21 protein-coding genes are annotated in these 22,772 nt (G+C 64.1%); 6 read left to right on the top strand and 15 right to left on the bottom strand.

All coding sequences use genetic code 11. The annotated features are described in order from the left end of the window. Positions 1-167: 167 nt before the first annotated feature. From ACFWO3_RS08600 to pafA, 3 genes are read right to left on the bottom strand one after another with little or no spacing between them, the layout of a single operon-like run. On the bottom strand, positions 168-1,157 hold the full coding sequence (locus ACFWO3_RS08600) for a helix-turn-helix transcriptional regulator (protein ID WP_378576119.1): 990 nt from the start codon (positions 1,155-1,157) through the stop codon (positions 168-170). After that, complete coding sequence (locus ACFWO3_RS08595; RefSeq protein ID WP_378576117.1) at positions 1,154-2,161, bottom strand: helix-turn-helix transcriptional regulator; 1,008 nt, start codon at positions 2,159-2,161, stop codon at positions 1,154-1,156. The genes ACFWO3_RS08600 and ACFWO3_RS08595 overlap by 4 nt, the downstream gene beginning before the upstream one ends. Before the next feature lie 42 nt (positions 2,162-2,203). Beyond that, complete coding sequence (pafA, locus tag ACFWO3_RS08590) at positions 2,204-3,562, bottom strand: Pup--protein ligase (protein WP_378576114.1); 1,359 nt, start codon at positions 3,560-3,562, stop codon at positions 2,204-2,206. An 87-nt stretch (positions 3,563-3,649) separates the two neighbouring features. Between pafA and ACFWO3_RS08585 the strand changes: the two genes are divergently transcribed. After that, positions 3,650-5,101 (top strand): bifunctional phosphatase PAP2/diacylglycerol kinase family protein, encoded by a 1,452-nt coding sequence (locus tag ACFWO3_RS08585; protein ID WP_378576111.1) that lies wholly within the window; start codon positions 3,650-3,652, stop codon positions 5,099-5,101. A gap of 14 nt (positions 5,102-5,115) precedes the next feature. Here the strand turns inward: ACFWO3_RS08585 and prcA are convergent, their stop codons facing one another. The 4 genes from prcA to dop form a co-directional block, all read right to left on the bottom strand. After that, on the bottom strand, positions 5,116-5,880 hold the full coding sequence (prcA, locus tag ACFWO3_RS08580; RefSeq protein WP_378576108.1) for a proteasome subunit alpha: 765 nt from the start codon (positions 5,878-5,880) through the stop codon (positions 5,116-5,118). After that, positions 5,877-6,755 carry a proteasome subunit beta gene (gene prcB, locus ACFWO3_RS08575; RefSeq protein ID WP_378576105.1) on the bottom strand — a complete coding sequence of 293 codons (879 nt, stop codon included), beginning with the start codon at positions 6,753-6,755 and terminating at the stop codon, positions 5,877-5,879. Before prcB ends, prcA begins: the two co-directional genes overlap by 4 nt. Next, on the bottom strand, positions 6,752-6,946 hold the full coding sequence (locus ACFWO3_RS08570; protein WP_378576102.1) for a ubiquitin-like protein Pup: 195 nt from the start codon (positions 6,944-6,946) through the stop codon (positions 6,752-6,754). The genes prcB and ACFWO3_RS08570 overlap by 4 nt, the downstream gene beginning before the upstream one ends. Before the next feature lie 146 nt (positions 6,947-7,092). Beyond that, on the bottom strand, positions 7,093-8,592 hold the full coding sequence (dop, locus tag ACFWO3_RS08565) for a depupylase/deamidase Dop (protein WP_378576099.1): 1,500 nt from the start codon (positions 8,590-8,592) through the stop codon (positions 7,093-7,095). 131 nt (positions 8,593-8,723) lie between these two features. Here dop and ACFWO3_RS08560 point away from each other — a divergent pair, with 131 nt between their 5' ends. After that, a complete protein-coding gene (locus ACFWO3_RS08560) occupies positions 8,724-9,266 on the top strand; it encodes an NUDIX domain-containing protein (protein WP_378576096.1) in 543 nt (180 codons plus the stop codon). Positions 9,267-9,309: 43 nt separating this feature from the next. On the opposite strand, the gene arc is transcribed toward ACFWO3_RS08560, so the two are convergent. Continuing rightward, the gene (gene arc, locus ACFWO3_RS08555; protein ID WP_378576092.1) at positions 9,310-11,085 is read right to left on the bottom strand and encodes a proteasome ATPase; all 1,776 of its coding nucleotides are present in this window, start codon (positions 11,083-11,085) and stop codon (positions 9,310-9,312) included. Positions 11,086-11,268: 183 nt separating this feature from the next. Between arc and ACFWO3_RS08550 the strand changes: the two genes are divergently transcribed. Continuing rightward, entirely contained in the window at positions 11,269-11,754 is a 486-nt protein-coding gene (locus tag ACFWO3_RS08550; protein ID WP_378576089.1) for a hypothetical protein, read from the top strand. Positions 11,755-11,830: 76 nt separating this feature from the next. On the opposite strand, the gene ACFWO3_RS08545 is transcribed toward ACFWO3_RS08550, so the two are convergent. Next, positions 11,831-12,685, bottom strand: coding sequence for a tRNA (adenine-N1)-methyltransferase (locus ACFWO3_RS08545; RefSeq protein ID WP_378576086.1), 855 nt, complete (start codon positions 12,683-12,685; stop codon positions 11,831-11,833). Positions 12,686-12,753: 68 nt separating this feature from the next. On the opposite strand from ACFWO3_RS08545, the gene ACFWO3_RS08540 reads away from it, so the two are divergent. Together ACFWO3_RS08540 and ACFWO3_RS08535 are read left to right on the top strand one after the other, a co-directional pair. Then, the gene (locus ACFWO3_RS08540) at positions 12,754-13,653 is read left to right on the top strand and encodes a RecB family exonuclease (protein ID WP_378576083.1); all 900 of its coding nucleotides are present in this window, start codon (positions 12,754-12,756) and stop codon (positions 13,651-13,653) included. After that, the gene (locus ACFWO3_RS08535; protein ID WP_378576080.1) at positions 13,650-14,462 is read left to right on the top strand and encodes a thioesterase family protein; all 813 of its coding nucleotides are present in this window, start codon (positions 13,650-13,652) and stop codon (positions 14,460-14,462) included. Before ACFWO3_RS08540 ends, ACFWO3_RS08535 begins: the two co-directional genes overlap by 4 nt. Before the next feature lie 8 nt (positions 14,463-14,470). Here ACFWO3_RS08535 and hisG read toward each other — a convergent pair whose 3' ends face one another. From hisG to metH, 6 genes are read right to left on the bottom strand one after another with little or no spacing between them, the layout of a single operon-like run. Then, positions 14,471-15,322, bottom strand: coding sequence for an ATP phosphoribosyltransferase (hisG, locus tag ACFWO3_RS08530; RefSeq protein ID WP_378576077.1), 852 nt, complete (start codon positions 15,320-15,322; stop codon positions 14,471-14,473). Between the two features lie 54 nt (positions 15,323-15,376). Further along, positions 15,377-15,658: a phosphoribosyl-ATP diphosphatase gene (locus ACFWO3_RS08525; RefSeq protein ID WP_378576075.1), complete on the bottom strand. Its 282-nt coding sequence runs from the start codon at positions 15,656-15,658 to the stop codon at positions 15,377-15,379. A gap of 30 nt (positions 15,659-15,688) precedes the next feature. Then, a complete protein-coding gene (locus tag ACFWO3_RS08520) occupies positions 15,689-16,582 on the bottom strand; it encodes a pseudouridine synthase (protein ID WP_378576072.1) in 894 nt (297 codons plus the stop codon). 2 nt (positions 16,583-16,584) lie between these two features. Further along, a complete protein-coding gene (locus ACFWO3_RS08515; RefSeq protein WP_378576069.1) occupies positions 16,585-17,445 on the bottom strand; it encodes a rhodanese-related sulfurtransferase in 861 nt (286 codons plus the stop codon). A gap of 39 nt (positions 17,446-17,484) precedes the next feature. Further along, the gene (locus ACFWO3_RS08510; RefSeq protein WP_378576066.1) at positions 17,485-18,189 is read right to left on the bottom strand and encodes an HAD family hydrolase; all 705 of its coding nucleotides are present in this window, start codon (positions 18,187-18,189) and stop codon (positions 17,485-17,487) included. After that, entirely contained in the window at positions 18,182-21,751 is a 3,570-nt protein-coding gene (metH, locus tag ACFWO3_RS08505; protein WP_378576064.1) for a methionine synthase, read from the bottom strand. Before metH ends, ACFWO3_RS08510 begins: the two co-directional genes overlap by 8 nt. 51 nt (positions 21,752-21,802) lie before the next feature. Here metH and ACFWO3_RS08500 point away from each other — a divergent pair, with 51 nt between their 5' ends. Further along, entirely contained in the window at positions 21,803-22,741 is a 939-nt protein-coding gene (locus ACFWO3_RS08500) for a PAC2 family protein (protein ID WP_378576061.1), read from the top strand. The last annotated feature ends 31 nt before the right edge of the window (positions 22,742-22,772 follow it).

Genomic DNA, 22,772 nt, shown 5'->3' with positions numbered 1-22,772 from the left:
CGGTCGAGTCGCCCCGCTGTCCGAATCGCACCACTTCGGCTGCCGTTAACCTGCTGGTTTCCTGTGTGCCCACTGTGAGCGAAGGTCCTCGGGCAGCGACCCGCCCGGTATGTGCCGATCGCCAGCGGACTCGGCTCTGCGTATCAATTCGACGTCGATCACCGATGTCAGCTGGCTGTCGCGTCGTACACGGACAATGCACGCTCGGCTCGCGACCGGACCTCGTCCACGAGCTCCGCCGGCTCGGTGGGGGTGATTCCGGCACCGAATCCGAGCACCATCCGTGCCATCCAATCCAGGGTGGCATAGTTCATCGTCGCTTCGACCGCTCCGTCGCCGGTGACCTCGACGATCTCCATCGGGTAGTAGTCCACGACCCACGCAGTGTCCGCCGCAATCCGCAGACGGGCGCGCGGCAACGTCGAGTCCCCGCTGAACAGTTCGAGGTTCGAGTCCTCGTCCAACGCCTGCTGCGGAGGTGTGGACGGCTCCTCGAGGGCAGTGGCAGCGTCGATGCGGTCCAGTCGGAACAACCGCACCCCCTCGGCCTGGCGACACCACGCTTGAAGATAGCTGTGGCCGTCGACGAGAACGAGTCGAACCGGATCCACGGTGCGCTCGCTGACCCGGTCTCGGGAAGCGGAGTAGTAGGTGATGTGCAGGGCGACTCCCTCCTGCAGCGCCGAACGCACCGTCGCTGCGGTGGGGCTCTCGGCCACATCTTGTGGACTCTCCGCCTTCTCGCCCCCTCCGCCGTCACGTGCAGCGGCAGCTCCTGCGGCATCTTCGATTCGCGCGATCGCTCGCAGCGCAGCCGAGGGATCGACGGTGCCCGGCATCTCGACGAGGGAACGCAGCGCGATCAGGAGCGCCGTGGCCTCCGTCGAGGTCAATCGCAGCGGACGGTCGATCCCGGCCGAGAACGTCACTTCGATGCTCTCCTCGGAGAAGGAGAGGTCGATCAGATCGCCCGGTCCGTAACCGGGTAGTCCGCATACCCACAGCTGATTCAGATCGGTCATCAACTGTGATGTCGTCACACCGAGTTCGGCTGCCGCCTCGTCCGCGCTCATCCCGGGGTTCGCGAGAAAGTACGGAACCAGGTTGAGCAACCGTGCCAGCCGCGACGAGAGTTTGTTGCTCGATGTTCTCGTCACCGTCCGCCCCCCTCGTTCGCGCCGGCGATCCCCGCCGACGCCCTCAACTTTCCCAATACGTCCTGACGCAGCTCCGGTGGCTCGAGAACCAGCGCGTCCACACCGTGACCGGCGACGAGCCGGGCGATCCAGTCACGTGAACGCACAGGCAGGGACAGCACGGTGCCGGGTCTCCCGTCGAACTCCCGCTCCCCCGTTTCGGTGCCCAATCGGCGCAGTTCGTAAGCCCTGCCCGCGGCCACCCACACTGTGGCCGTTCCCGTCACCGCACCCGAACCGGTGACACGATCCACAATCTCTCGCAGGTCGATGTCGTCCGGTTTGTGGACGGCACCGACCGGACCGTATGCGGTGACGTCGTCGCCTATTCGGGATAGCCGGAAGGTACGCACCGCATCGCGATCAACATCGTGTCCGACCAGATACCAGCGGCCGTGCGTGGTCACCACACCCCACGGCTGCACCGACCGCTGCACGAACGGCTCGTTCAAGGCACTGCGGTGGGGAAACCGCACCGCGCGACCCGCATCGATGGCGGCCAGCAACTTACCCAGTGCAGGTTCGGAACCACGAGTGCGCGCAGGCACCGCGGTCACCGGCGTACTGGAAGACTCGGCGTCCACCTGAACACCGGCAGCACGCAGTTTCAACAATGCGCCCTGCGCCACCGCGATGAGCTCGGGTGACTCCCAGAGCTGGACGGCAACCGCCACAGCGGCAGATTCCTCACTGCTCAGTTCGATGTCGGGTAGTTCGTACGCATCGCGATTGATGCGGTAGCCCTCGACCGTCGAGTACCGAGAAGCCTGCCCCGTCTCGAGCGGCACACCCAGGTCACGCAATTCGTTCTTGTCGCGCTCGAACATCCGGCTGAACGCCTCGTAGCTCGACGAATCGTCGTATCCGGCGACGCTCTCCCGGATCTTCTCGGCAGTCAGAAATTGTCTGGTGGACAGCAGGCAGATGACCAGATTCATCAACCGCTCGATCTTGGAAGTCGCCACCCTCGGCAGCTTAGTGGGTACTATCCGGCAACCTATCGGGTACTACATCGACGCGATGAGTCGCTCCACGCGTTCGTCCACCGATCGGAAGGGGTCCTTGCACAACACCGTCCGCTGGGCCTGATCGTTCAACTTCAGATGCACCCAATCGACCGTGAAGTCCCGCCCGGCCTCCTGAGCCGCCGAGATGAACTCGCCGCGCAGTTTCGCGCGCGTGGTCTGTGGTGGTGTCTCGACGGCCTCGTCGATCGACTCGTCCTCGGTGATGCGTTTGACGAGACCCTTCCGCTGCAGCAGATCGAATACGCCTCGACCGCGCTTGATGTCGTGGTAGGCCAGGTCGAGTTGGGCGATCTTGGGATCCGCCAGGTCGAAACCGTACTTGTCCTGGTAACGCTGGAACAGCTTCCTCTTGATCACCCAATCGACTTCGGTGTCGACCTTCGCGAAGTCCTGCGATTCGACTGCGTCCAGCATCCGACCCCACAGATCCACGACCTGTTCGATGTGGGTGTCGGGTTCTCTGTTCTGGAGATGCTCGACGGCGCGCGCGTGATACTCACGCTGAATATCGAGAGCACTCGCCTGCTTGCCGCCGGCCAGCCGTACCTGACGACGACCGGTCACGTCGTGGCTCACCTCACGGATCGCCCGGATCGGATTGTCGAGAGCGAAATCGCGGAAGGACACACCGGCCTCGATCATTTCGAGCACCAACGCCGCCGTACCCACCTTCAGCATCGTGGTGGACTCGGCCATGTTCGAGTCGCCGACGATCACGTGCAGACGGCGGTACTTCTCTGCATCCGCATGCGGCTCGTCACGGGTGTTGATGATGGGCCGCGAACGCGTCGTGGCGGACGAGACACCCTCCCAGATGTGCTCGGCTCGCTGCGACAGGCAGAATGTCGCAGCCTTCGGGGTCTGCAACACCTTGCCTGCACCACAGATCAACTGACGCGTCACCAGGAACGGCAGCAGAACGTCGGAGATGCGTGAGAATTCGCCGGCGCGGGCGACGAGGAAGTTCTCGTGGCATCCGTACGAGTTGCCCGCGGAGTCCGTGTTGTTCTTGAAAAGGTAGATGTCGCCGCCGATACCTTCCTCGGCCAGGCGCTGTTCCGCATCGATCAACAAATCTTCGAGCACCCGCTCGCCCGCGCGGTCGTGGTTGACCAGCTGCACGAGACCGTCGCATTCGGCGGTGGCGTATTCCGGGTGCGATCCCACATCCAGGTAGAGGCGCGCCCCATTTCGCAGAAACACGTTGGAACTGCGTCCCCACGACACCACCCGGCGGAACAGATAGCGCGCAACCTCGTCCGGACTCAGTCGCCTGTGCCCGTGAAAGGTGCAGGTGACGCCGAATTCCGTCTCGATACCCATTATTCGTCTCTGCACAACCTCGACAGTACAACCCCCGCACGGGGAGGCGAGTGATTAACGCCTGCAACAGCTACGGAGCCCGCGGTGCATACTCTGGTTCGTATGCAACGCCCAATTCGAAGGTTGCGACACTTCGATCACCACCTGATGGAACGGGGCGCGGCACTGCGACCGTCCGCCGCCGACCGCCTCTTCCGAGTACTCAGCAAGACCGCTGACCACGGACTGCTCTGGTGGGCGATCGCCGCAGCTCTCTCCGCCTTCGGTGAGCGCCCACGGCGCGGAGCCGCTCGTGGATTGCTCGCGTTGGTCTGCGCGAGCGCCGTGGCCAACGGAGTGCTGAAGCCGACGTTTCCCCGGCGCAGGCCACCCCCACGTAAATGGTCGACCCCGCACCGTGGTGTGCCGATCCCCACGTCCTCGTCGTTTCCGTCCGGCCATTCGGCTTCCGCCGCAGCATTCGTGGCCGGGGTCGCGACGGAGGCCCCTGCTGCGGGGGTCGTGCTGGCTCCCGTTGCCGCGGCGGTCTCGTACTCGCGGGTACACAACGGCGTTCATTGGCCCTCCGACGTGTGTGTGGGAGCGGCGGTCGGCTGTGCCGTGGCCGTCGCCACGCGCCGCTGGTGGGCTGTTCGACCGGACGAGCACACCACCGAGGGAGAATTCGTCACGGTACCGTCTCTGGACCGCGGAGCAGGCCTACTCGTCTTCGCGAACCGCACGGCGGGCGGCGAATTCGACGACCCGGTGGCGGAAATCGTCGACGCGTTACCTGCCGCCCGACTGTGCGAACTGGATCCGGATGCGAGCTTCACGAGCCAGATGGAAAAGGCCGTCGACGAGTATCGACCCCGCGCCGTCGGGGTATGCGGTGGTGACGGCACCGTCGCGGTTGCCGCAGACGTGGCCGTTCGGCACGATCTGCCCCTGGCAGCCTTCCCGGGTGGAACGCTCAACCACTTCGTCCGCGACCTCGGCAGCGTAGACACCGGCGACATCGCGAACGCTGTCACCAAGGGTTCCGCGGCACGCATCGACTGTGCCGAGGTCGACCTCGGAAACGGACCCACTCGGTTCGTCAACACCGCCACTCTGGGCGGTTACCCCGATGCCGTCCGACTCCGTGAGTCGTGGGAATCGAGGTTCGGGAAGTGGCCCTCTGCCGCAGCCGCAATGATTCGGGTCCTCGCAGACGCGTCGCCCATCGACGCGTCCATCGACGGGCGACGAGTTTCCCTGTGGATGCTCTTCGTCGGCAACGGGCGGTACTCCCCCGCCGACCAGGTGCCCATGTCGCGACCACAGATGACGGGCGGGTTGCTCGACGTTCGTTACGTACAGGCATCCGGGCGCGGTTCTCGTCTTCGACTGTTGCTGTCCGCAGCCACCGGGAACTTGGCCGGATCATCCGTCTACAAGCGAATTCGAGTGTCGTCCTTGACCGTACGAGTCGACGGCGAACCTGTCGCGTTGGCGTGCGACGGCGAGGTGGTCGGCGACTCGACGTCGTTCGAGTTCGTATCCGAGCCGGCGGCGATCACCGTGTACCGCTGACCGCCGCCACCCGGTCACTCCTTGCTCGTGTCCTCGCCCTTCGGATCGGATGACGTCTCGCTCTTCGCAGCGGCATCCGCAGCCGGCAACAACGCCTCGAGTTTGGCGCCGGCGATCCGACGAAACGCTCGCCGAGGCCGAGATTGTTCGAGCACCGCAACCTCGAGACCCGACACACCCAGCGTGCGATGCTCGCCTTCCGCACCGCCGTGCCGGAGCGCCCGCACAGCAACTCCGACAGCCGATTCGAGGTCGAGATCGTGCTGGTACGAGTCTTTCATCGCCGCGGTGATCGGCTCCGTCGTGCCACCCATCACCACATAACCCTGCTCGTCGACGATCGACCCGTCGTAGGTGATCCGGTAGAGCTGCGGCGCCGTCGAAGTCCCGAAACGCCCCACCTCCGCCACGCAGATCTCCACCTCGTAAGGCTTGGGCTGTTCGGTGAAGAACGTCCCTAACGTCTGTGCGTACGCGTTCGCAAGCGATCGACCGGTCACGTCACGACGGTCGTAGGAGTAACCACGCATGTCCGCGTGCTGGATGCCCGCACGACGAAGGTTCTCGAACTCGTTGTACTTGCCGACCGCCGCGAAACCGAGCCGGTCGTACAACTCGCTCACCTTGTGAAGCGCGGTCGACGGATTCTCCGCCACGAACAACACACCACCCTCGTAGGTGAGGACCACCACACTGCGTCCGCGAGCAATACCCTTGCGCGCCAACTCCGAACGATCACGCATGATCTGTTCGGCAGATGCGTAGTACGGCATCGTCATTGCACAGCACCCCCGTTCGCCGTACGGGCATCGACAATGCTGCGCGCGATGTCCGAAGTGCGGTCCCGCTCCACTTCGGCGGCACCGTTCTCGTCGATGAGCACCGCAGTCGGATAGATGCCTCGGGTGACATCGGGTCCACCGGTCGCCGAATCGTCGTCCGCGGCATCGTAGAGAGATTCGATCGCTACACGAAGCGCCGTCTGCTCGTCGCTACCCGGTGAGTAGAGCTTCTTGAGCGCCGACTTCGCGAACAACGATCCGGAGCCGACCGCGTGGTATCCAGCCCGCTCTTCGTATCGTCCGCCGACGACGTCGTAGGACACGATTCGTCCGGCACGGGCAGGGTCGTCGACCTCCAGATCGAATCCGACCAGAAGTGGAACCACCGCCAAGCCCTGCATGGCGGCTCCGAGGTTGCCACGCACCATCGACGACAACCGATTGGCCTTGCCGTCGAAGGTCAGTGGAACACCCTCGATCTTCTCGTAGTGCTCTAGTTCGACCGCGAACAGGCGAACGAGTTCGATCGCGATTCCCGCGGTTCCCGCGATACCTGCAGCCGAATACTCGTCGGTGACATAGACCTTCTCGACATCACGACTGGCGATCAGGTTGCCCTGCGTCGCGCGCCGATCACCGGCGATCAGCACACCGCCGTTGTAGGTGAGCGCGACGATCGTGGTTCCGTGCGGTGCCATGTCTCCCGCATCCATGCCGTCACCACTCCTCGACGAGGACGGCCATTCCCGATTCTCCGGCAGCAATTCCGGTGCGTACCCGCGCAGGTATTCGCTGAAGGAAGACAGACTCGACCCGAACCCCTCCCCCAGACCTGCGGCGGTCGCACGAACCGCCGGACGATCGGCCGTCACTCGCCGCCCTTCTGGACGTAGGCACGAACGAAGTCCTCGGCGTTCTCTTCGAGTACATCGTCGATCTCGTCGAGGAGATCATCTGTGTCGTCGGCCAGCTTCTCGCGGCGTTCCTGGCCGGCCGCTCCGTCGCTACCGGGGATGTCGTCGTCTTCGCCGCCGCCCGCACGCGTGGTGTGCTCCTGCGCCATCGCCGACCTCCTTGTGTGAAGGACGCTCGCCGTCGAGCGTCCTGGCCTGCCAAGCAGTCTGACCTCGAGGATCCCGCTCGGACCTTCACCCTACCGACGGTGTGGCCGGAGCGTGTGTCGACTGCCCCGGTGTGTTCCGATTCCGATCAGTTGGTGAGCTGATCGACCAGCTCCGCAGCCGACTCCACCGATTCCAGCAACGCTCCGACGTGCGTCTTGCTGCCACGCAACGGCTCGAGAGTCGGTATCCGTACCAGCGAATCGCCGCCCAGGTCGAATATCACCGAATCCCAGCTCGCAGCCGCGATGTCCGCCCCGAAGCGACGAAGGCACTCGCCACGGAAGTACGCACGGGTGTCTTCCGGCGGCGCCGAGACGGCGTCGAGCACCTGCTGCTCACTCACGAGACGTTCCATCGAGCCCCGGGCGACGAGCCGGTTGTACAACCCCTTGTCGAGCCGCACGTCGGAATACTGCAGGTCGATCAGATGCAGACGCGGCGCCGACCAGGACAGGCCCTCCCGGCCACGGAACCCTTCGAGCAGTCGAAGCTTGGCGGGCCAGTCGAGAAGATGCGCGCATTCCATCGGGTCTCGCTCGAGGAGGTCCAGAACGTGCGCCCACTTCTCGACGATGTCCTGTGCACGCTCGTCGTAGTCCGTTTCCGATGCGAGAAACTCCGACACCCGCTCGTGGTAAATCCTCTGGAGGGCCAAACCGGTGAGTTCGCGCCCGTCGGCGAGTGCAACCGTGGCACAGAGCGTGGGGTCGTGACTGATGTGATGCACGGCCGTCACCGGGCGCGCGAGTTGCAGATCGGTCAGATCCACACCTGCCTCGATCAGATCGAGAACCAACGACGTCGTACCCACCTTGAGATACGTCGACATCTCCGCGAGGTTCGCGTCACCGACGATGACGTGTAGGCGGCGATACTTGTCGGCGTCCGCATGCGGTTCGTCGCGGGTGTTGATGATGCCGCGCTTGAGCGTCGTCTCGAGACCCACCTCGACCTCGATGTAATCGGCGCGCTGCGACAACTGGAATCCGGCGTCGTCACCCGACTGTCCGAGCCCGACACGGCCGGACCCGCAGATCACCTGCCTCGACGCGAAGAACGGTGTCAATCCGTTGATGACGGCGGAGAAGGGCGTATCACGCGACATCAAGTAGTTCTCGTGAGTGCCGTACGACGCCCCTTTGCCGTCGACATTGTTCTTGTAGAGCTGCAACTTCGGCGCGCCCGGGACGCTCGAAGCGTGACGAGCCGCGGCCTCCATCACCCGCTCGCCGGCCTTGTCCCAGATCACGGCGTCGAGAGGGTCCGTCACTTCGGGCGCCGAGTACTCCGGATGCGCGTGGTCGACATACAACCGAGCACCGTTCGTGAGGATCATGTTGGCCGCGCCGATTTCGTCGGCATCGATCACCGGAGCCGGGCCGCTCGTCCTACCGAGATCGAATCCGCGAGCATCTCGCAACGGGGATTCGACCTCGTAGTCCCAACGGGTGCGCTTGGCGCGCGGAACCCCGGCCGCGGCGGCATACGCAAGCACGGCCTGCGTCGACGTGAGAATGGGATTGGCCGAGGGCTCGCTGGGAGAGGAGATTCCGTATTCGACCTCGACTCCGATGATCCGTTGCATGGCCCGAGCCTAGGCGATCGCATTCGTTTCAACCGTTCAGGTCGAAAGCCGGTGGCCGGGCACTCCACCGCGGTACTCCCGGCACGGTGGTCCATACCGGGACTTGCCGGTCACGCTGGCATCATCGAGGCATGCAACCGAGCGCGAACCACGGCCGTCCCGACGAGGAAGTGGTCGCCATCTTCGACAGTGCGGGTAACGAGTGCGGCACCGCGAAACGCAGCCGCGTCTATTCGGAAGGCCTGTGGCACGCAAGTGCCGGGGTCCTCGTGCGTTCCACTGATGGAAATCGCATCTACGTCCACCGCCGATCCGACAGCAAGGCGGTGTTCGCCGGACACCACGATTGTCTGGCCGGCGGAGTCGTGGACCCCGGTGAGTCGCCTGAGCAGACTGCTCACCGGGAGTTGGCCGAGGAACTGGGAGTCGGCGGCGTCGAACTGACTCCCCTGACGCAGGTGTCTTGGGACGGGGCATGGAACGGCCGCGCACTGCGCTGCCACCTGTTCGCCTACGAGACGCGACACGACGGTCCGTTCGTCCATCAACCGAGCGAGATCGCAGACGGTTGGTGGTGGACTCGAGAGGAGCTGCTGGCCCACCTCGCGGATCCAGACTGGCTCTTCGTTCCGGATACTCGCGTGCTCTTGCGGGAATTTCTCACCGCGCCCTGAGTCTCACCACCCCCGCGGGGAAGAACTGGAAGAACCGCGCCGATCAGAGGTACTGACCGGTGTTCGTCTCCGTGTCGATCGCACGGCTGGCACTGGCGTTCTTGCCCGTGACCAGAGTGCGGATGTAGACGATCCGTTCGCCCTTCTTGCCCGAGATTCGCGCCCAGTCGTCCGGGTTGGTGGTGTTCGGCAGATCCTCGTTCTCCGAGAACTCGTCGACGATCGAGTCGAACAGGTGCTGCACCCGCAAACCGGGGTTGCCGGTGTCCAGAACGGACTTGATCGCGTACTTCTTCGCGCGGTCGACGATGTTCTGAATCATCGCACCGGAATTGAAGTCCTTGAAGTACAGAACCTCCTTGTCACCGTTGGCATACGTGACCTCGAGGAATCGGTTCTCTTCGCTCTCCGCATACATCCGGTCGACGACGCGCTCGATCATCGCGCGGACACATGCCGTCCGATCGCCCGAGAATTCGGCCACGTCGTCGGCGTGCACCGGCAGCGAATCGGTGAGGTACTTCGAGAAGATGTCCTGAGCCGATTCGGCGTCGGGACGTTCGATCTTGATCTTCACGTCGAGTCGACCGGGCCGCAGGATCGCCGGGTCGATCATGTCCTCACGATTCGATGCGCCGATCACGATGACATTCTCGAGACCCTCGACACCGTCGATCTCGCTGAGGAGCTGCGGGACCACCGTGGTCTCCACATCGGAGGACACACCCGACCCGCGGGTACGGAAGATCGAGTCCATCTCGTCGAAGAACACGATGACCGGTGTTCCCTCGGATGCCTTTTCTCTCGCCCGCTGGAAGATCAACCGAATGTGACGTTCGGTCTCACCCACGAACTTGTTGAGCAGCTCGGGACCCTTGATGTTCAGGAAGTAGGACTTGGCCTCCTTGCTGTCCTGACCCCGCACCTCGGCGATCTTCTTCGCCAAGGAGTTGGCCACCGCCTTGGCGATCAGAGTCTTACCGCAGCCGGGCGGGCCGTACAGCAGCACACCCTTCGGTGGTCGCAGCGCGTACTCGTGGAACAGGTCCTTGTGCAGGAACGGCAGCTCCACCGCGTCACGGATCTGTTCGATCTGACGTCCGAGACCACCGATGTCGTCGTAGTGCACGTCCGGGACCTCTTCGAGGACCAGATCTTCGACCTCGGCCTTCGGAATGCGTTCGAATGCGTAACCGGCCTTCGGGTCGACAAGAAGTGAGTCACCGGGACGCAGCTTGCGGGTCGGCGACTCGAGGTCGTAGGCGACGTCCGCATTCTCGGCGTCGGCGAACACCTTCGCCAGCGGCTCCGACAACCACACGATCCGCTCTTCGTCGGCGTGACCGACCACGAGCGCCCGGCGACCGTCGTCGAGGACTTCACGCAGCGTGCTGATCTCGCCGACACTTTCGAAGCCGGTGGCCTCGACGATGGTGAGTGCCTCGTTGAGACGAAGGGTCTGACCGAGATCGAGCGTGTTCGCATCGACGTTCGGAGAGCACGTCAGGCGCATCTTGCGGCCGGAGGTGAACACGTCCACGGTCTGGTCCTCGTGGACCCCGAGCAGGACTCCGTAGCCACTGGGCGGCTGTCCGAGCCTGTCCACCTCTTCACGTAGCGCGATGAGCTGCTGACGGGCTTCCTTGAGCGTGTCCAGCAGTTTGGTGTTGCGGACGGACAGCGAGTCCACCCGCGACTCGAGCTCGCGGACCTGATCGGGCGACTCGGCAAGGCGTCGCCGCAACGCCGACGCCTCAGCCCGCAGCGACTCGAGCTCCTTGGCGGCCTCGATGGCATCCGGGTTGTCTGTAGAGCTCATGTGCGTCTCCTCCCACTACGATCTGTCAACGCTACCGGCACGAGCCGAAAAGTGCGTTGTGACACGGGTTCCGTCGATCGCCGATTCGAGGAAAGCTCTCACGCCGAGCCTCGGACCACCATGTTAGCCTCACCTATCCTCTAGCTGTTACGTCGTCTGCTCTCTGTAACGAAAGGTTCGGCCTTGATAGTCCGCAAATCGGTAGTTGCCGCCGCAGCGTTAGCCCTTGCCCTCGGAGCGTCCGCGTGCTCCTCGGAAGATTCGAACGACGCGGCCGATTCGTCCGCCGCCGCGACCACGTCGGCGTCCGATTCGGACGGTGCGGCCTCGGACGTTGCCGCACCCACCGCCGAAGAACTCACCGCCACCCTGGATGCACTGGTCGATCCGCAGAAGCCGGTCGACGAGAAGATCACCCTCATCGAGAACGGCGACGAGCGTCGGCCCAACGTCGAGGCCATGACGAACGCCATGCAGAACTACCCGGTCGGTTTCGAAGTGACCAACGTGCAGACCGAAGGTGAGGTCGCCACCGCGGACGTCGCGATCACCGGACCGCACGGCGCCGCAAGCGCTACGCCTTGGACCTGGGAGAACGTGGACGGCACCTGGAAGGTGTCCGACGAGAGCACGTGCGGACTCCTCGGAATGGCCATGGCCCCCTGCTGAGCAATGTTCACCGACCGGGTTCGGCGCCGCCCCCGACGTGCGTCGCCGAACCCGACCGGCTCTCAGCGCAGGTGCTCTATCCCTTGCCGGAGCGGCGCTGAGGCTTGGGGGTGACCGTGCCCTCGGCCAGTCGCCGGGCGGTCACGAGAAATGCGGTGTGCCCCTGCATCCGGTGCTCCGGGCGAACCGCCAGCCCGACGACGTGCCAACCGCGCACGATCGACTCCCACGAACGCGGCTCGGTCCAGCATTCCTGCTCGCGCATCGCCTCGACCACTCGAGACAACTGGGTGACCGTCGCCACGTACACGACAAGTACGCCGCCCGGAACGAGGGCTTTGGACATCGCCGGCAACGCGTCCCAGGGAGCCAGCATGTCCAGCACCACACGATCGACAGGCCCACCGGCCGCCTCCGCGTCGAATTCGGCGACATCCGCGATGGTCGGGTCCCAGTTGTCGGGACGTTCACCGAAGAAGGTTTCCACGTTGCGGATGGCGTGCTCGGCGTGATCCTCGCGTACCTCGTAGGAGATCACTCGGCCTTCCGGCCCCACAGCCCTGAGCAACGAACAGGTCAGTGCACCCGAACCCGCACCTGCCTCGAGCACACGTGCGCCGGGGAACACGTCCCCCTCGTGGACGATCTGCGCGGCATCCTTCGGATAGATGACCTGCGCACCACGGGGCATCGACAGCACGTAGTCGACGAGCAAAGGACGAAGCGCGAGGTACGGCGTCCCGTTGGTGGACTTGACGACACTACCCTCGTCCGTACCGATGAGAGAGTCGTGCAGGATCCCGCCGCGATGCGTGTGGAATTCCTTACCAGGTTCGAGGTTCACCGTGTAGTGGCGGCCCTTGGCGTCCGTCAGTTGGACGCGATCGCCCACTCGAAACGGGCCACTCGGTCGCGTCTCGCGCCCAACCATCGTCACAGACTCCTCGTTCAGCGTGTCCGGCCGACTACGTGTCGGACCGCCCGCATACCCTGCCAGGTGTGAGCATCGCACCGTCGTCAGCCCCCGTCTCCAAGGGTCCCACGTCACAGAGCTCCGAGGCATCGCCCGCTCCCAGGCGACCTGCATTGTCGCCGTCGCGTGCCGGGGATTATCGGCAATGTCCGCTGCTCTACCGGTTTCGCGCAATAGACAAGATCCCGGAGAAGGCGACCAAGGCGCAGGTCAAGGGCACGGTCGTGCATGCCGCACTCGAATCGCTGTTCGCACTTCCCACCGATCAACGTGACAAGGCGCGCGCGCTCGATCTGGTCGCGCCATCGTGGGAAACGATTCTCCGAAATTCACCCGAGCTCGAAGAGCTTCTCGACGGTGACGACGATCGAGAGAAGTTTCTGAACGAAGCCGGGAAGCTGGTGGCTTCCTACTACCAACTCGAAGATCCGACTCGGTTCGATGCCCGAGCGTGCGAACTTCGCATCGAAGCAGAACTCGACAACGGTGTGCTCCTGCGGGGATTCGTCGACCGTATCGACGTCGCACCCACCGGTGAGGTCCGCATCGTCGACTACAAGACCGGGCGTGCTCCCGGGGAGGCGATGGAGTCCAAAGCACTGTTCCAGATGAAGTTCTACGCGTTGATGCTGCTGCGCACCAGGCAGATCGTGCCTGCGCAACTGCGCCTGCTCTATCTGGCATCCGAGACCGTGCTGATGTATGCGCCCGACGAAGCCGAACTTCTCCGATTCGAGCGGACGCTCTCCGCGATGTGGTCGGCCATTCTCACCGCAGGCGCCACAGGGGATTTCCGTCCGAAGCCGGGGCGACTGTGCAATTGGTGCGATCACAAAGCGCTGTGCCCCTCGTTCGGTGGCACACCTCCGCCGTATCCCGGCTGGCCGGAATCACCGCGCGAGAACGCACAGCAAGGAGAACGATGAGTGACGACGCCTATTTCGTACCGCTCGGTCAAGGTTCGTCGGTAGGTGTGGAACGATTCCTCGCCACCGACCTCACCACGAGCCTCTGGGCGTCGACCATGCAACACGGCGCTCCTCCTTCGGCACTTCTGGTGCGGGCTCTGGAGCGATGCTCACCGCGTGAGGGTGCACGTCTGACCCGAGTGGTCATCGAAATTCTCGGACCGATACCCATCACGGAACTCGAAGTGCACGCGTGGCTTCAGCGGCCCGGACGCAACGTCGAGTTGGTCGCGGCCGAACTGTCCGCAGATACCCCGGACGGTGGACGGCGCGTGGTCGCCAGCGCGACCGCTTGGCGGATGGCGACGACGGACAGCACCGAAGTCACTCATTCCGCCGACCCACAGATGCCTGCACGCGACACGAGCACAAGCGTCGGCACGCTCGGCGGCATGTGGAGCGGGGGATACCTCGATACTCTGCACTGGTCGTGGATCGACGAGATCGGTGGCGACGGACCGGGTCTCGTCTGGGTTCGTCCGAAGCCCGACTTGGTCCGCGGCGAGCCACTCACGCCCATGGAGCTGCTGTTCTCGGTTGCCGACATCTCCAACGGCGTCGGCGCCAAGATCGATCCCGCGGAGTGGACGTTCCTCAACACCGATCTCACCGTGCACGTCTTCCGGGTACCCGACGGTGAGTGGATCGGCGTCGGTGCCGAGACTTCGATCGGCCCCGACGGTGTCGGTATGTGCGCCGGAATCCTCTACGACGAATGTGGCCCGGTGGGCCGGATCGCCCAAACCCTGCTGGTGCGGAAACGCTGACGGATCGGTCAGAGAGCGCGAACAGACCTGATGTTCGACGCCAGGATGGCTTTCGCACCGAGCCGGGCCAGTTGATCCATCACGTCGTTGTGTCCCTTGATCGGAACCATCGCACGGACGGCCGTCCAGCGGTCGTCCGCCATCGGTGACAGGGTCGGAGATTCGAGACCCGGGGTGATCTTCAGGGCGTCCTCGAGGATCGTCTTGGGGCAGTCGTAGTCGAGCATGAGGTTCTGCTGCGCGAACACGATGCCACGCACCCGCTCGATGAGCTGATTGCGGGCTGCATTGTCGGCGGGCGATCCGGCCTGTTCGATCAGGACCCCTTCCGAGTCGCACAGAACATCACCGAAGGCGACGAGGTTGTGCTGCTTGAGCGTGCGGCCCGATCCGACGACGTCGGCAATGGCGTCGGCAACGCCCAGCTGGATGGAAATCTCGACAGCTCCGTCGAGTCGAATCACGGATGCCTCGATCCCCCGCGCTGCCAGGTCGGCGCGCACCAGGTTGGGGTACGAGGTGGCGATTCGGCGCCCGGCAAGATCCTCCACGGTCCACTCGCGACCGGCGGGGGCGGCGTAGCGGAAGGAAGACCGACCGAATCCGAGCGACAACCGCTCGGCGACGGGTGCGGCCGAGTCGAGGGCTAGGTCGCGTCCGGTGATGCCGAGGTCGAGCTCCCCCGATCCCACGTAGATGGCGATGTCCTTGGGACGAAGAAAGAAGAACTCGACCTGATTCGCGGGGTCGAGGACCGTGAGGTCTCGTGAATCGGTGCGACGCCGATATCCCGCCTCACTGAGAATTTCGGCGGCGGACTCGGACAGCGAGCCTTTGTTCGGGACGGCAACACGCAACATGGTGGGTCCTTTCGGAGGAAAGATCAGGAGGTCGTCAGCGGGAACGGTGTGCGTTCACAGGTGTCGGTAGACGTCCTCGAGCTTCAGCCCCTTCCCCACCATGAGGACCTGCACCCAGTACAGGAGCTGTGAGATCTCTTCGGAGAGCGCTTCGTCGCTCTCGTGCTCCGCGGCGATCCAGACTTCGCCGGCCTCCTCGAGAATCTTCTTCCCCTGCGAATGGACGCCGGCGCCCAACGCAGCAACGGTGCCCGAACCCTCGGGACGGGTTTCGGCACGCTCGGACAGCTCGGCGAACAGGGATTCGAAGGTCTTCACGAGTAGCCATTGTTTCACGACGAGAACAGGGCTTCCATTCGGGACGCTTCACCAGTGCAGGAAGCGCTCGGACTCGAACCTTCTGGCCCTCCCCGACAGCGGGTCGGTGAATTCCACGGCGGAGGCGAGTAGCTGCAGCGGCGTCGAGAAGTCACCGGGAATCGACCGTGAGAACTCGGGATAGTAATTGTCACCTTCGATCGGGATCCCGAGTGAGCACATGTGCAATCGCAATTGGTGCGTCCGCCCTGTGCGGGGCTCGAGGTGATAGAGCCCGCGGTCCGACCTGGTGTCGACGAGGTCGATTCGGGTCTCGCTGTTGGGTTCGCCGGGGTCCTCGGTAGCCGTCATCACGCCGTGTTCTTTCACGATGCGGCTCCGGACCGTCCTGGGAAACGTCAGGTTCGGATCGTGGCGCGCCACCGCCCGGTACTCCTTGGCCACCTGTCGGTCGACGAAGAGCTCCTGGTAGGCCCGCCGATGTCGGCGCTGGATCACGAACACGAGCACACCGGCCGTCATGCGATCGAGGCGATGTGCGGGCGTCAGTTCGGGGAGGTCGAACTGCTTCCGCAGCCGCACCACCGCCGTCTCCGTGATGTGGGCACCACGCGGAATGGTGGCCAGGAAGTGGGGTTTGTCGACGACGAGCAGTTCGTCGTCGTGGTGCAAAACCTCTAGCTCGAACGGAACGGGGATCTCCGGGGCCGGGTCCCGGTAGAAGTACAGGAACCGTGTCGGCGCGTACCGCGTCTGCGCGTCCACGACGCGTGCATGTTCGTCGACGATCTCGCCGCGCTCGATCATTGCGTGCCAACTCGCGGCCTCGTCCGGGTACTGCAAGGCGAGGAACTCCGCGACTGTCTTCACATCGAGGTCGGCCGGCATCCGGATGCGGTCGGGGCCGAGGCCGTCCCGAATGGGCAGTGGGGCGTTTCCCACGATCAGACGGCCTGATCCACACCTGCACAGGTGCGGCAAACCAGCACGAGGGTGCGTTCGGGAGCCGAGTCGTCGTTCTCGTACCGCGAAGTGGGCGACCCACAAGTCGTGCACCGACCGAGGGTCTTCGCACCTTCACTGAACTCGATGTTCATGCGGTTGTCGAAGACGTACAGGGATCCCTCCCACAGACCTTCGTCCCCGTATTCCTCCCCGTATCGGACGATTCCCCCGTCCAGCTGGTAGACCTCGTCGAAACCCCGCGATCGCATCAGGGACGACAACACCTCGCACCGCACCCCACCCGTGCAGTACGTGACCACTGCCTTGTCCTTGAGGTGGTCGTACTTTCCGCTGTCGAGTTCTTTCGCGAAGTCGCGCGTCGTTGCGACATCCGGGACGACAGCGTTCTTGAAGCGGCCGATCTCGGCCTCGAACGAATTCCGACCGTCGAAGAAGACGACGTCCTCACCTCTCGTGTCGACGAGATGATGCACTTCGTCCGGCGCGAGGCGGACCCCACCGTCGACGACTCCTCCATCGTCGACCTCGAGTTCGTTCGGCGCACCGAATGTGACGATCTCGGGTCGAACCTTGACGCTCAGTCGCGGAAAATCGTGCCCGCTGCCGTCGGACCATTTGATGTCCGCGGTCTTGAACGGTGCATAGCTCCGTGTGGCCTTCACGTACCGCTTCACGTTCGCGATCTCACCACCCACGGTCACGTTGATCCCGTCTGGCGAGACGATGATCCTCCCTGTCAGATCGTTCGTCTCGGCGAGGGTTTGCTGCCACAGACGAATCGCCTCCGGGTCCGGCAGCGGAGTGAAGACGTAGAACAAGACGATTTTCGGAACAGCCACGGCAATCCAGAATACCGAGCGCGGGCACGCTCGCGAAAATCAGACGCGGGACGGAGCAGCCCAGAGGGCTTCGAGGTCTCGTCCGGTCAGCCCTTCGAGTGTCGTTCGAAACACCCGGTTCGGCGACTCCGGCACGGGAACCTCACAGGGCACGACCAACACCGTGCAGCCGGCCGCTTCCGCGGCAGCGGCGCCCGTCGGTGAGTCCTCGACCGCAAGGCAGTCCGAGGGGTGAAGACCGAGCAGCTCCGCTCCGCGCAGGTACGGGTCCGGATTCGGCTTGCCGTTCGGAACGTCGTCGCCGCACACGGCGTGGTCGAAATGATGGCGCCCCAACCGATCCAGGGCGCGGTCGACCAATCGACGCTCGGTATTGGTCACCAATGCCGTCCGAACACCGTGCTCACGTGCGGTCGCGAGTGCCTCCGGCGCGCCCGGCCGCCAGCCGACGTCGGCGAACAGTTCCTCGACCCGGCTGTACATCCAGTCCTTGGCCTCTGCGAGAGCGGCCGACGACTGTTCGATGCCCAGCGACTCGAAGATGATCGACAACGCGGTGGGACTGGACGCACCGATGGTCCGGATACGAGTTTCCTCGGTCATCACCCCACCCAGATGCACCGACAGCTCCCTGACAGCGACGTCCCAGATGCGCTCCGAATCGAGCAAAGTGCCGTCCATGTCCCACATCACCCCACCGAAGGTGCGGATCGTGGGAGCTGCCGCACTCGGGTCGTCATACATTGAAATACTTCGCTTCCGGGTGGTGCAGAACGAAGGCGTCCGTCGACTGTTCCGGATGCAGCTGCAACTCTTCGGACAACTTGACTCCGATACGTTCCGGCTCGAGCAGTGACATCATCACAGCGCGATCTTCCAGATTCGGGCAGGCGCCGTAACCGAACGAATAGCGAGCGCCCCGATACCCCAGATCGAAGAACTCCTGGACATCGGCCGGGTCCTGGGTCGCGAGACTGCTTCCATCCGGAAGCACCAGTTCCTGACGAACCCGCTGGTGCCAGTACTCGGCCAGCGACTCGGTCAACTGCACGCCGATGCCGTGCACCTCGAGGTAGTCGCGGTACGCGTTCTCCGCGAACAGTTCGTTCGCAAAATCTGCGATCGGTTGGCCCATCGTGACCAGCTGGAACGGCAGCACGTCCACCGCGCCCCATGCTATGGCGTCCTTACGCGAACGCACGAAGTCCGCCACGCAGAGGAATCGACCGCGCTGCTGCCTCGGGAAGGAGAACCGGCACCGCTCCTCCGCGTCCGGTTCGGGACCGGTCAGGACGACGACGTCGTCACCTTCGGACACTGCCGGGAAGTAGCCGTAGACGACAGCCGCGTGCGCGAGGATTCCCTCGGTGCTGAGACGATCGAGCCAGTACCGCAGCCGCGGTCGGCCTTCCGTCTCCACCAGTTCTTCGTACGTCGGTCCGTCTCCGGTGCGCTGCCCACGAAGCCCCCATTGCCCGAGGAAGAGCGCCCTCTCGTCGAGCAGACCCGAGTACTCGGACACCGCAACACCCTTGACGATCCGGGTGCCCCAGAACGGCGGCTCCGGCACGGGTAGGTCCGCGGCCACGTCGGAACGCTCCGGCACCACGACCGGGGTTTCCTGCGCCTTGCGCTTCTCGGCGATTCGCTTCGAGCGTTCGTGGCGCGCTTTGCGCTCTGCCGCCTTCTCCCGGGCCGCAATCGCTTCCGGACTGTCCGGGTCGGGCCCCTCGCCCCGTTTGATCGCCATGATCTGGTCCATCAGATGCAGACCCTCGAAAGCGTCTCGCGCATAACTGACTTCGCCCTCGTACAGATCGGCGAGGTCGTTCTCGACGAAGGAACGCGTGAGAGCTGCTCCACCGAGCATCACCGGGAACTTCTCGGCCACACCACGAGAATTGAGCTCCGCCAGATTGTCCTTCATGACCACTGTCGACTTCACGAGCAGCCCGGACATGCCGATCACGTCGGCCTTCTGTTCGACAGCCGCATCGAGAATGGTGCCGATTGGCTGCTTGATCCCCAAATTGACCACGTCGTAGCCATTGTTGCTGAGGATGATGTCGACGAGGTTCTTACCGATGTCGTGGACATCACCCTTCACGGTGGCGATCACGAGACGACCCTTGCCGTCGTCGTCGGTCGCTTCCATGTGTGGCTCGAGGAGCGCCACGGCCGCCTTCATGACTTCGGCGGACTGCAGGACGAACGGCAACTGCATCTGACCGGAGCCGAACAGCTCACCGACCGTCTTCATCCCGGAAAGCAAGGTCTCGTTGATGATCTGTAGCGGCGACTTCTCCTTCATCGCCTCGATCAGATCGTCCTCGAGACCCGTGCGCTCGCCGTCGACGATGCGATGCTCGAGCCGCTCGAACAGTGGAAGGGCTGCGAGCTCCTGTGCACGAGACTCCCGCGCCGAGGCCGCCGACACACCTTCGAACAACTGCATGAGCTTCTGCAGCGGGTCGTATCCCTCGCTCCGGCGGTCGTACACCAGATCGAGCGCCACTTCCCGGTGTTCGTCGGGAATACGTGCCATCGGCAGGATTTTCGACGCATGCACGATCGCGGTGTCGAGACCCGCCTGCGTGCATTCGTGGAGGAACACCGAGTTCAACACCTGACGTGCTGCGGGGTTCAGACCGAACGAGATATTCGACACTCCGAGTGTGAAGTGAACGCTCGGGTACAGCTCCTTGAGCTGACGGATCGCTTCGATCGTCTCGATTCCGTCGCGTCGAACTTCTTCCTGCCCAGTCGAGATCGGGAAGGTGAGAGCGTCGATGATGATGTCGGACTCGCTGAGACCCCAATTTCCGGTGATGTCTTCGACGAGTCGCTTCGCGATGCGGACCTTGTGCTCGGCCGTACGCGCCTGGCCCTCTTCGTCGATCGTGAGGGCTACCACTGCCGCACCATGTTCGCGGACCAAGGTCATGATCCGCTCGAATCGCGAGCCCGGTCCGGTGCCGTCCTCGTAGTTCACCGAGTTGACCGCACTGCGCCCACCGAGGTGTTCGAGGCCCGCCTGCAAGACATCGGGTTCGGTGGAGTCGAGCATGATCGGCAGCGTCGACGCCGTCGCGAATCGGCTTGCGAGCGCGGCCATGTCGTATGCGCCGTCACGACCGACGTAGTCGACGTTGAGATCGAGCATGTGCGCACCGTCGCGCGTCTGCTGCTTGGCGATCTCCAAGCACTTCTCGTAGTCCTCGGCGATCATCGCTTCACGAAATGCCTTGGACCCGTTCGAGTTGGTGCGTTCACCGATCACCAGGATGCTCGCGTCCTGTTCGAAAGGCACCGCCGTGTACAGAGAAGACGTGCCGGACTCGTGGATCGGCGTGCGCCTGGCCCGCTCGAGGTCGTGAACGGCATCGGCGACCTGCCGGATGTGCTCGGGCGTCGTGCCGCAGCAGCCACCCACGAGATCGAGACCGAATTCGGTGACGAAACCGCTGAGAGCCTCGGCGAGTTCATCTGCCGTGAGCGGGTACTCGGCGCCTTTGGGGCCGAGCTGCGGAAGACCTGCGTTCGGCATGACCGACACCGGGATCGAGGTGTTCTTCGACAGGTGCCGCAAGTGCTCGCTCATCTCGGCGGGCCCCGTAGCGCAGTTCAAGCCGATCATGTCGACGCCCAGCGGCTCGAGGGCCGTCAGTGCGGCGCCGATCTCACTGCCGAGCAGCATCGTTCCTGTGGTTTCGACCGTCACGTGCGTGATGATCGGCAACCGTCGGCCGAGCTTCTCCATAGCGCGCTGACTGCCGAGGACCGCCGCCTTCACCTGGAGAAGGTCCTGGCAGGTTTCCACGAGGATCGCGTCCGCGCCGCCGTCGATCATGCCCATCGCCGCCTCGACGTACGCGTCTCGCAACGACGCGAAAGGCGCGTGGCCGAGGGTGGGCAATTTTGTTCCCGGCCCCATCGAGCCGAGGACGAAACGGCCCATCCCGTCGCGACCGGGACCCATCTCGTCGGCGACCTCGCGGGCCAACCGGGTGCCCTTCTCGGAGAGTTCACGGATTCGATCGGCGATGTCGTAGTCGGCGAGATTCGGCAGGTTGCATCCGAACGTGTTCGTTTCAACGGCGTCCGCGCCGGCTTCGAAATACGCTCGGTGGATCGCGCGCAGCACGTCGGGACGGGTCTCGTTGAGAATCTCGTTGCAACCTTCGAGGTTCATGAAGTCGTCGAGAGTGAGATCCGCATCCTGCAACATCGTGCCCATCGCCCCGTCGCCGATCACAACGCGCTGTGCCAACGCATCGAGCAGTGCAGAGTGAAATGGGGCAGACATGCCGTCCAGAGTAGTAGGCGCAGTGAGTGACCCTGGCCGTAGGCTGGGCTTGTGAGTTCCAGTGAGTTCCCCGTCACGCCCCACGAACGGGACGACGCTTCGACATCCGCGGCTTCGGAAGAGCCGACAACAGCGCTGCCGGTGTTGCGTGACCCCATTCTGGTCGCGGCGTTCGAAGGTTGGAACGACGCAGGAGACGCCGCGAGTGGCGCCGTCGAGCACCTGGAACTCATCTGGGACGCGCAGCCGCTGGCCGAGCTCGACTCCGAGGACTACTACGACTATCAGGTGAACCGCCCCACCGTGCGCCAGGTAGAGGGTGTGACGCGCGAGATCGTGTGGCCGGCGACACGGGTTTCGCTGTGTTCACCACCGGGCGCGAAACGCGACATCGTCCTACTCCGCGGGATCGAACCGAACATGCGCTGGCGGAGTTTCTGCGACGACCTGATCGAACTGATCGAAGATTTGAAGATCCACACCGTCGTCATCCTCGGCGCGCTTCTCGCCGACACTCCGCACACCCGGCCGGTCCCGGTCACGGGTTCTGCGTACAGCCGTGAGGCCGCCGAGCGTTTCAACATCGAACAGACCAGGTACGAGGGCCCGACGGGTATCACGGGCGTCCTGCAGGACGCCTGTGTTCGCGCGGGCATTCCGGCCGTCTCGTTCTGGGCTGCGGTCCCCCACTACGTCTCGCAACCTCCCAACCCCAAGGCCACCGTCGCCCTGCTGCAGCGAGTCGAGGACGTCCTCGACGTCGAAGTGCCGCTCGGTGAACTTCCCGGACAAGCCGAGGACTGGCAGGAAGCCGTCACCGAGATGACGTCCGACGACGAGGAGATCGGCGAGTACGTTCGCACCCTCGAGGAACGCGGCGATGCCGAGACCGAAATCTCCGACGCGATCTCGAAGATCGACGGCGATGCTCTGGCAGCCGAATTCGAGCGCTATCTCCGGCGGCGTGGCCCCGGAAGTTTCGGCGCCTGACCCCACCCCTCCCCCTGTGAGTGGTTAGCGA

This window comes from Rhodococcus sp. NPDC058521 (genome assembly GCF_042719695.1).
Lineage (GTDB): Bacteria > Actinomycetota > Actinomycetes > Mycobacteriales > Mycobacteriaceae > Rhodococcus_F.
This window is presented reverse-complemented; position numbering and strand designations above follow the sequence as displayed.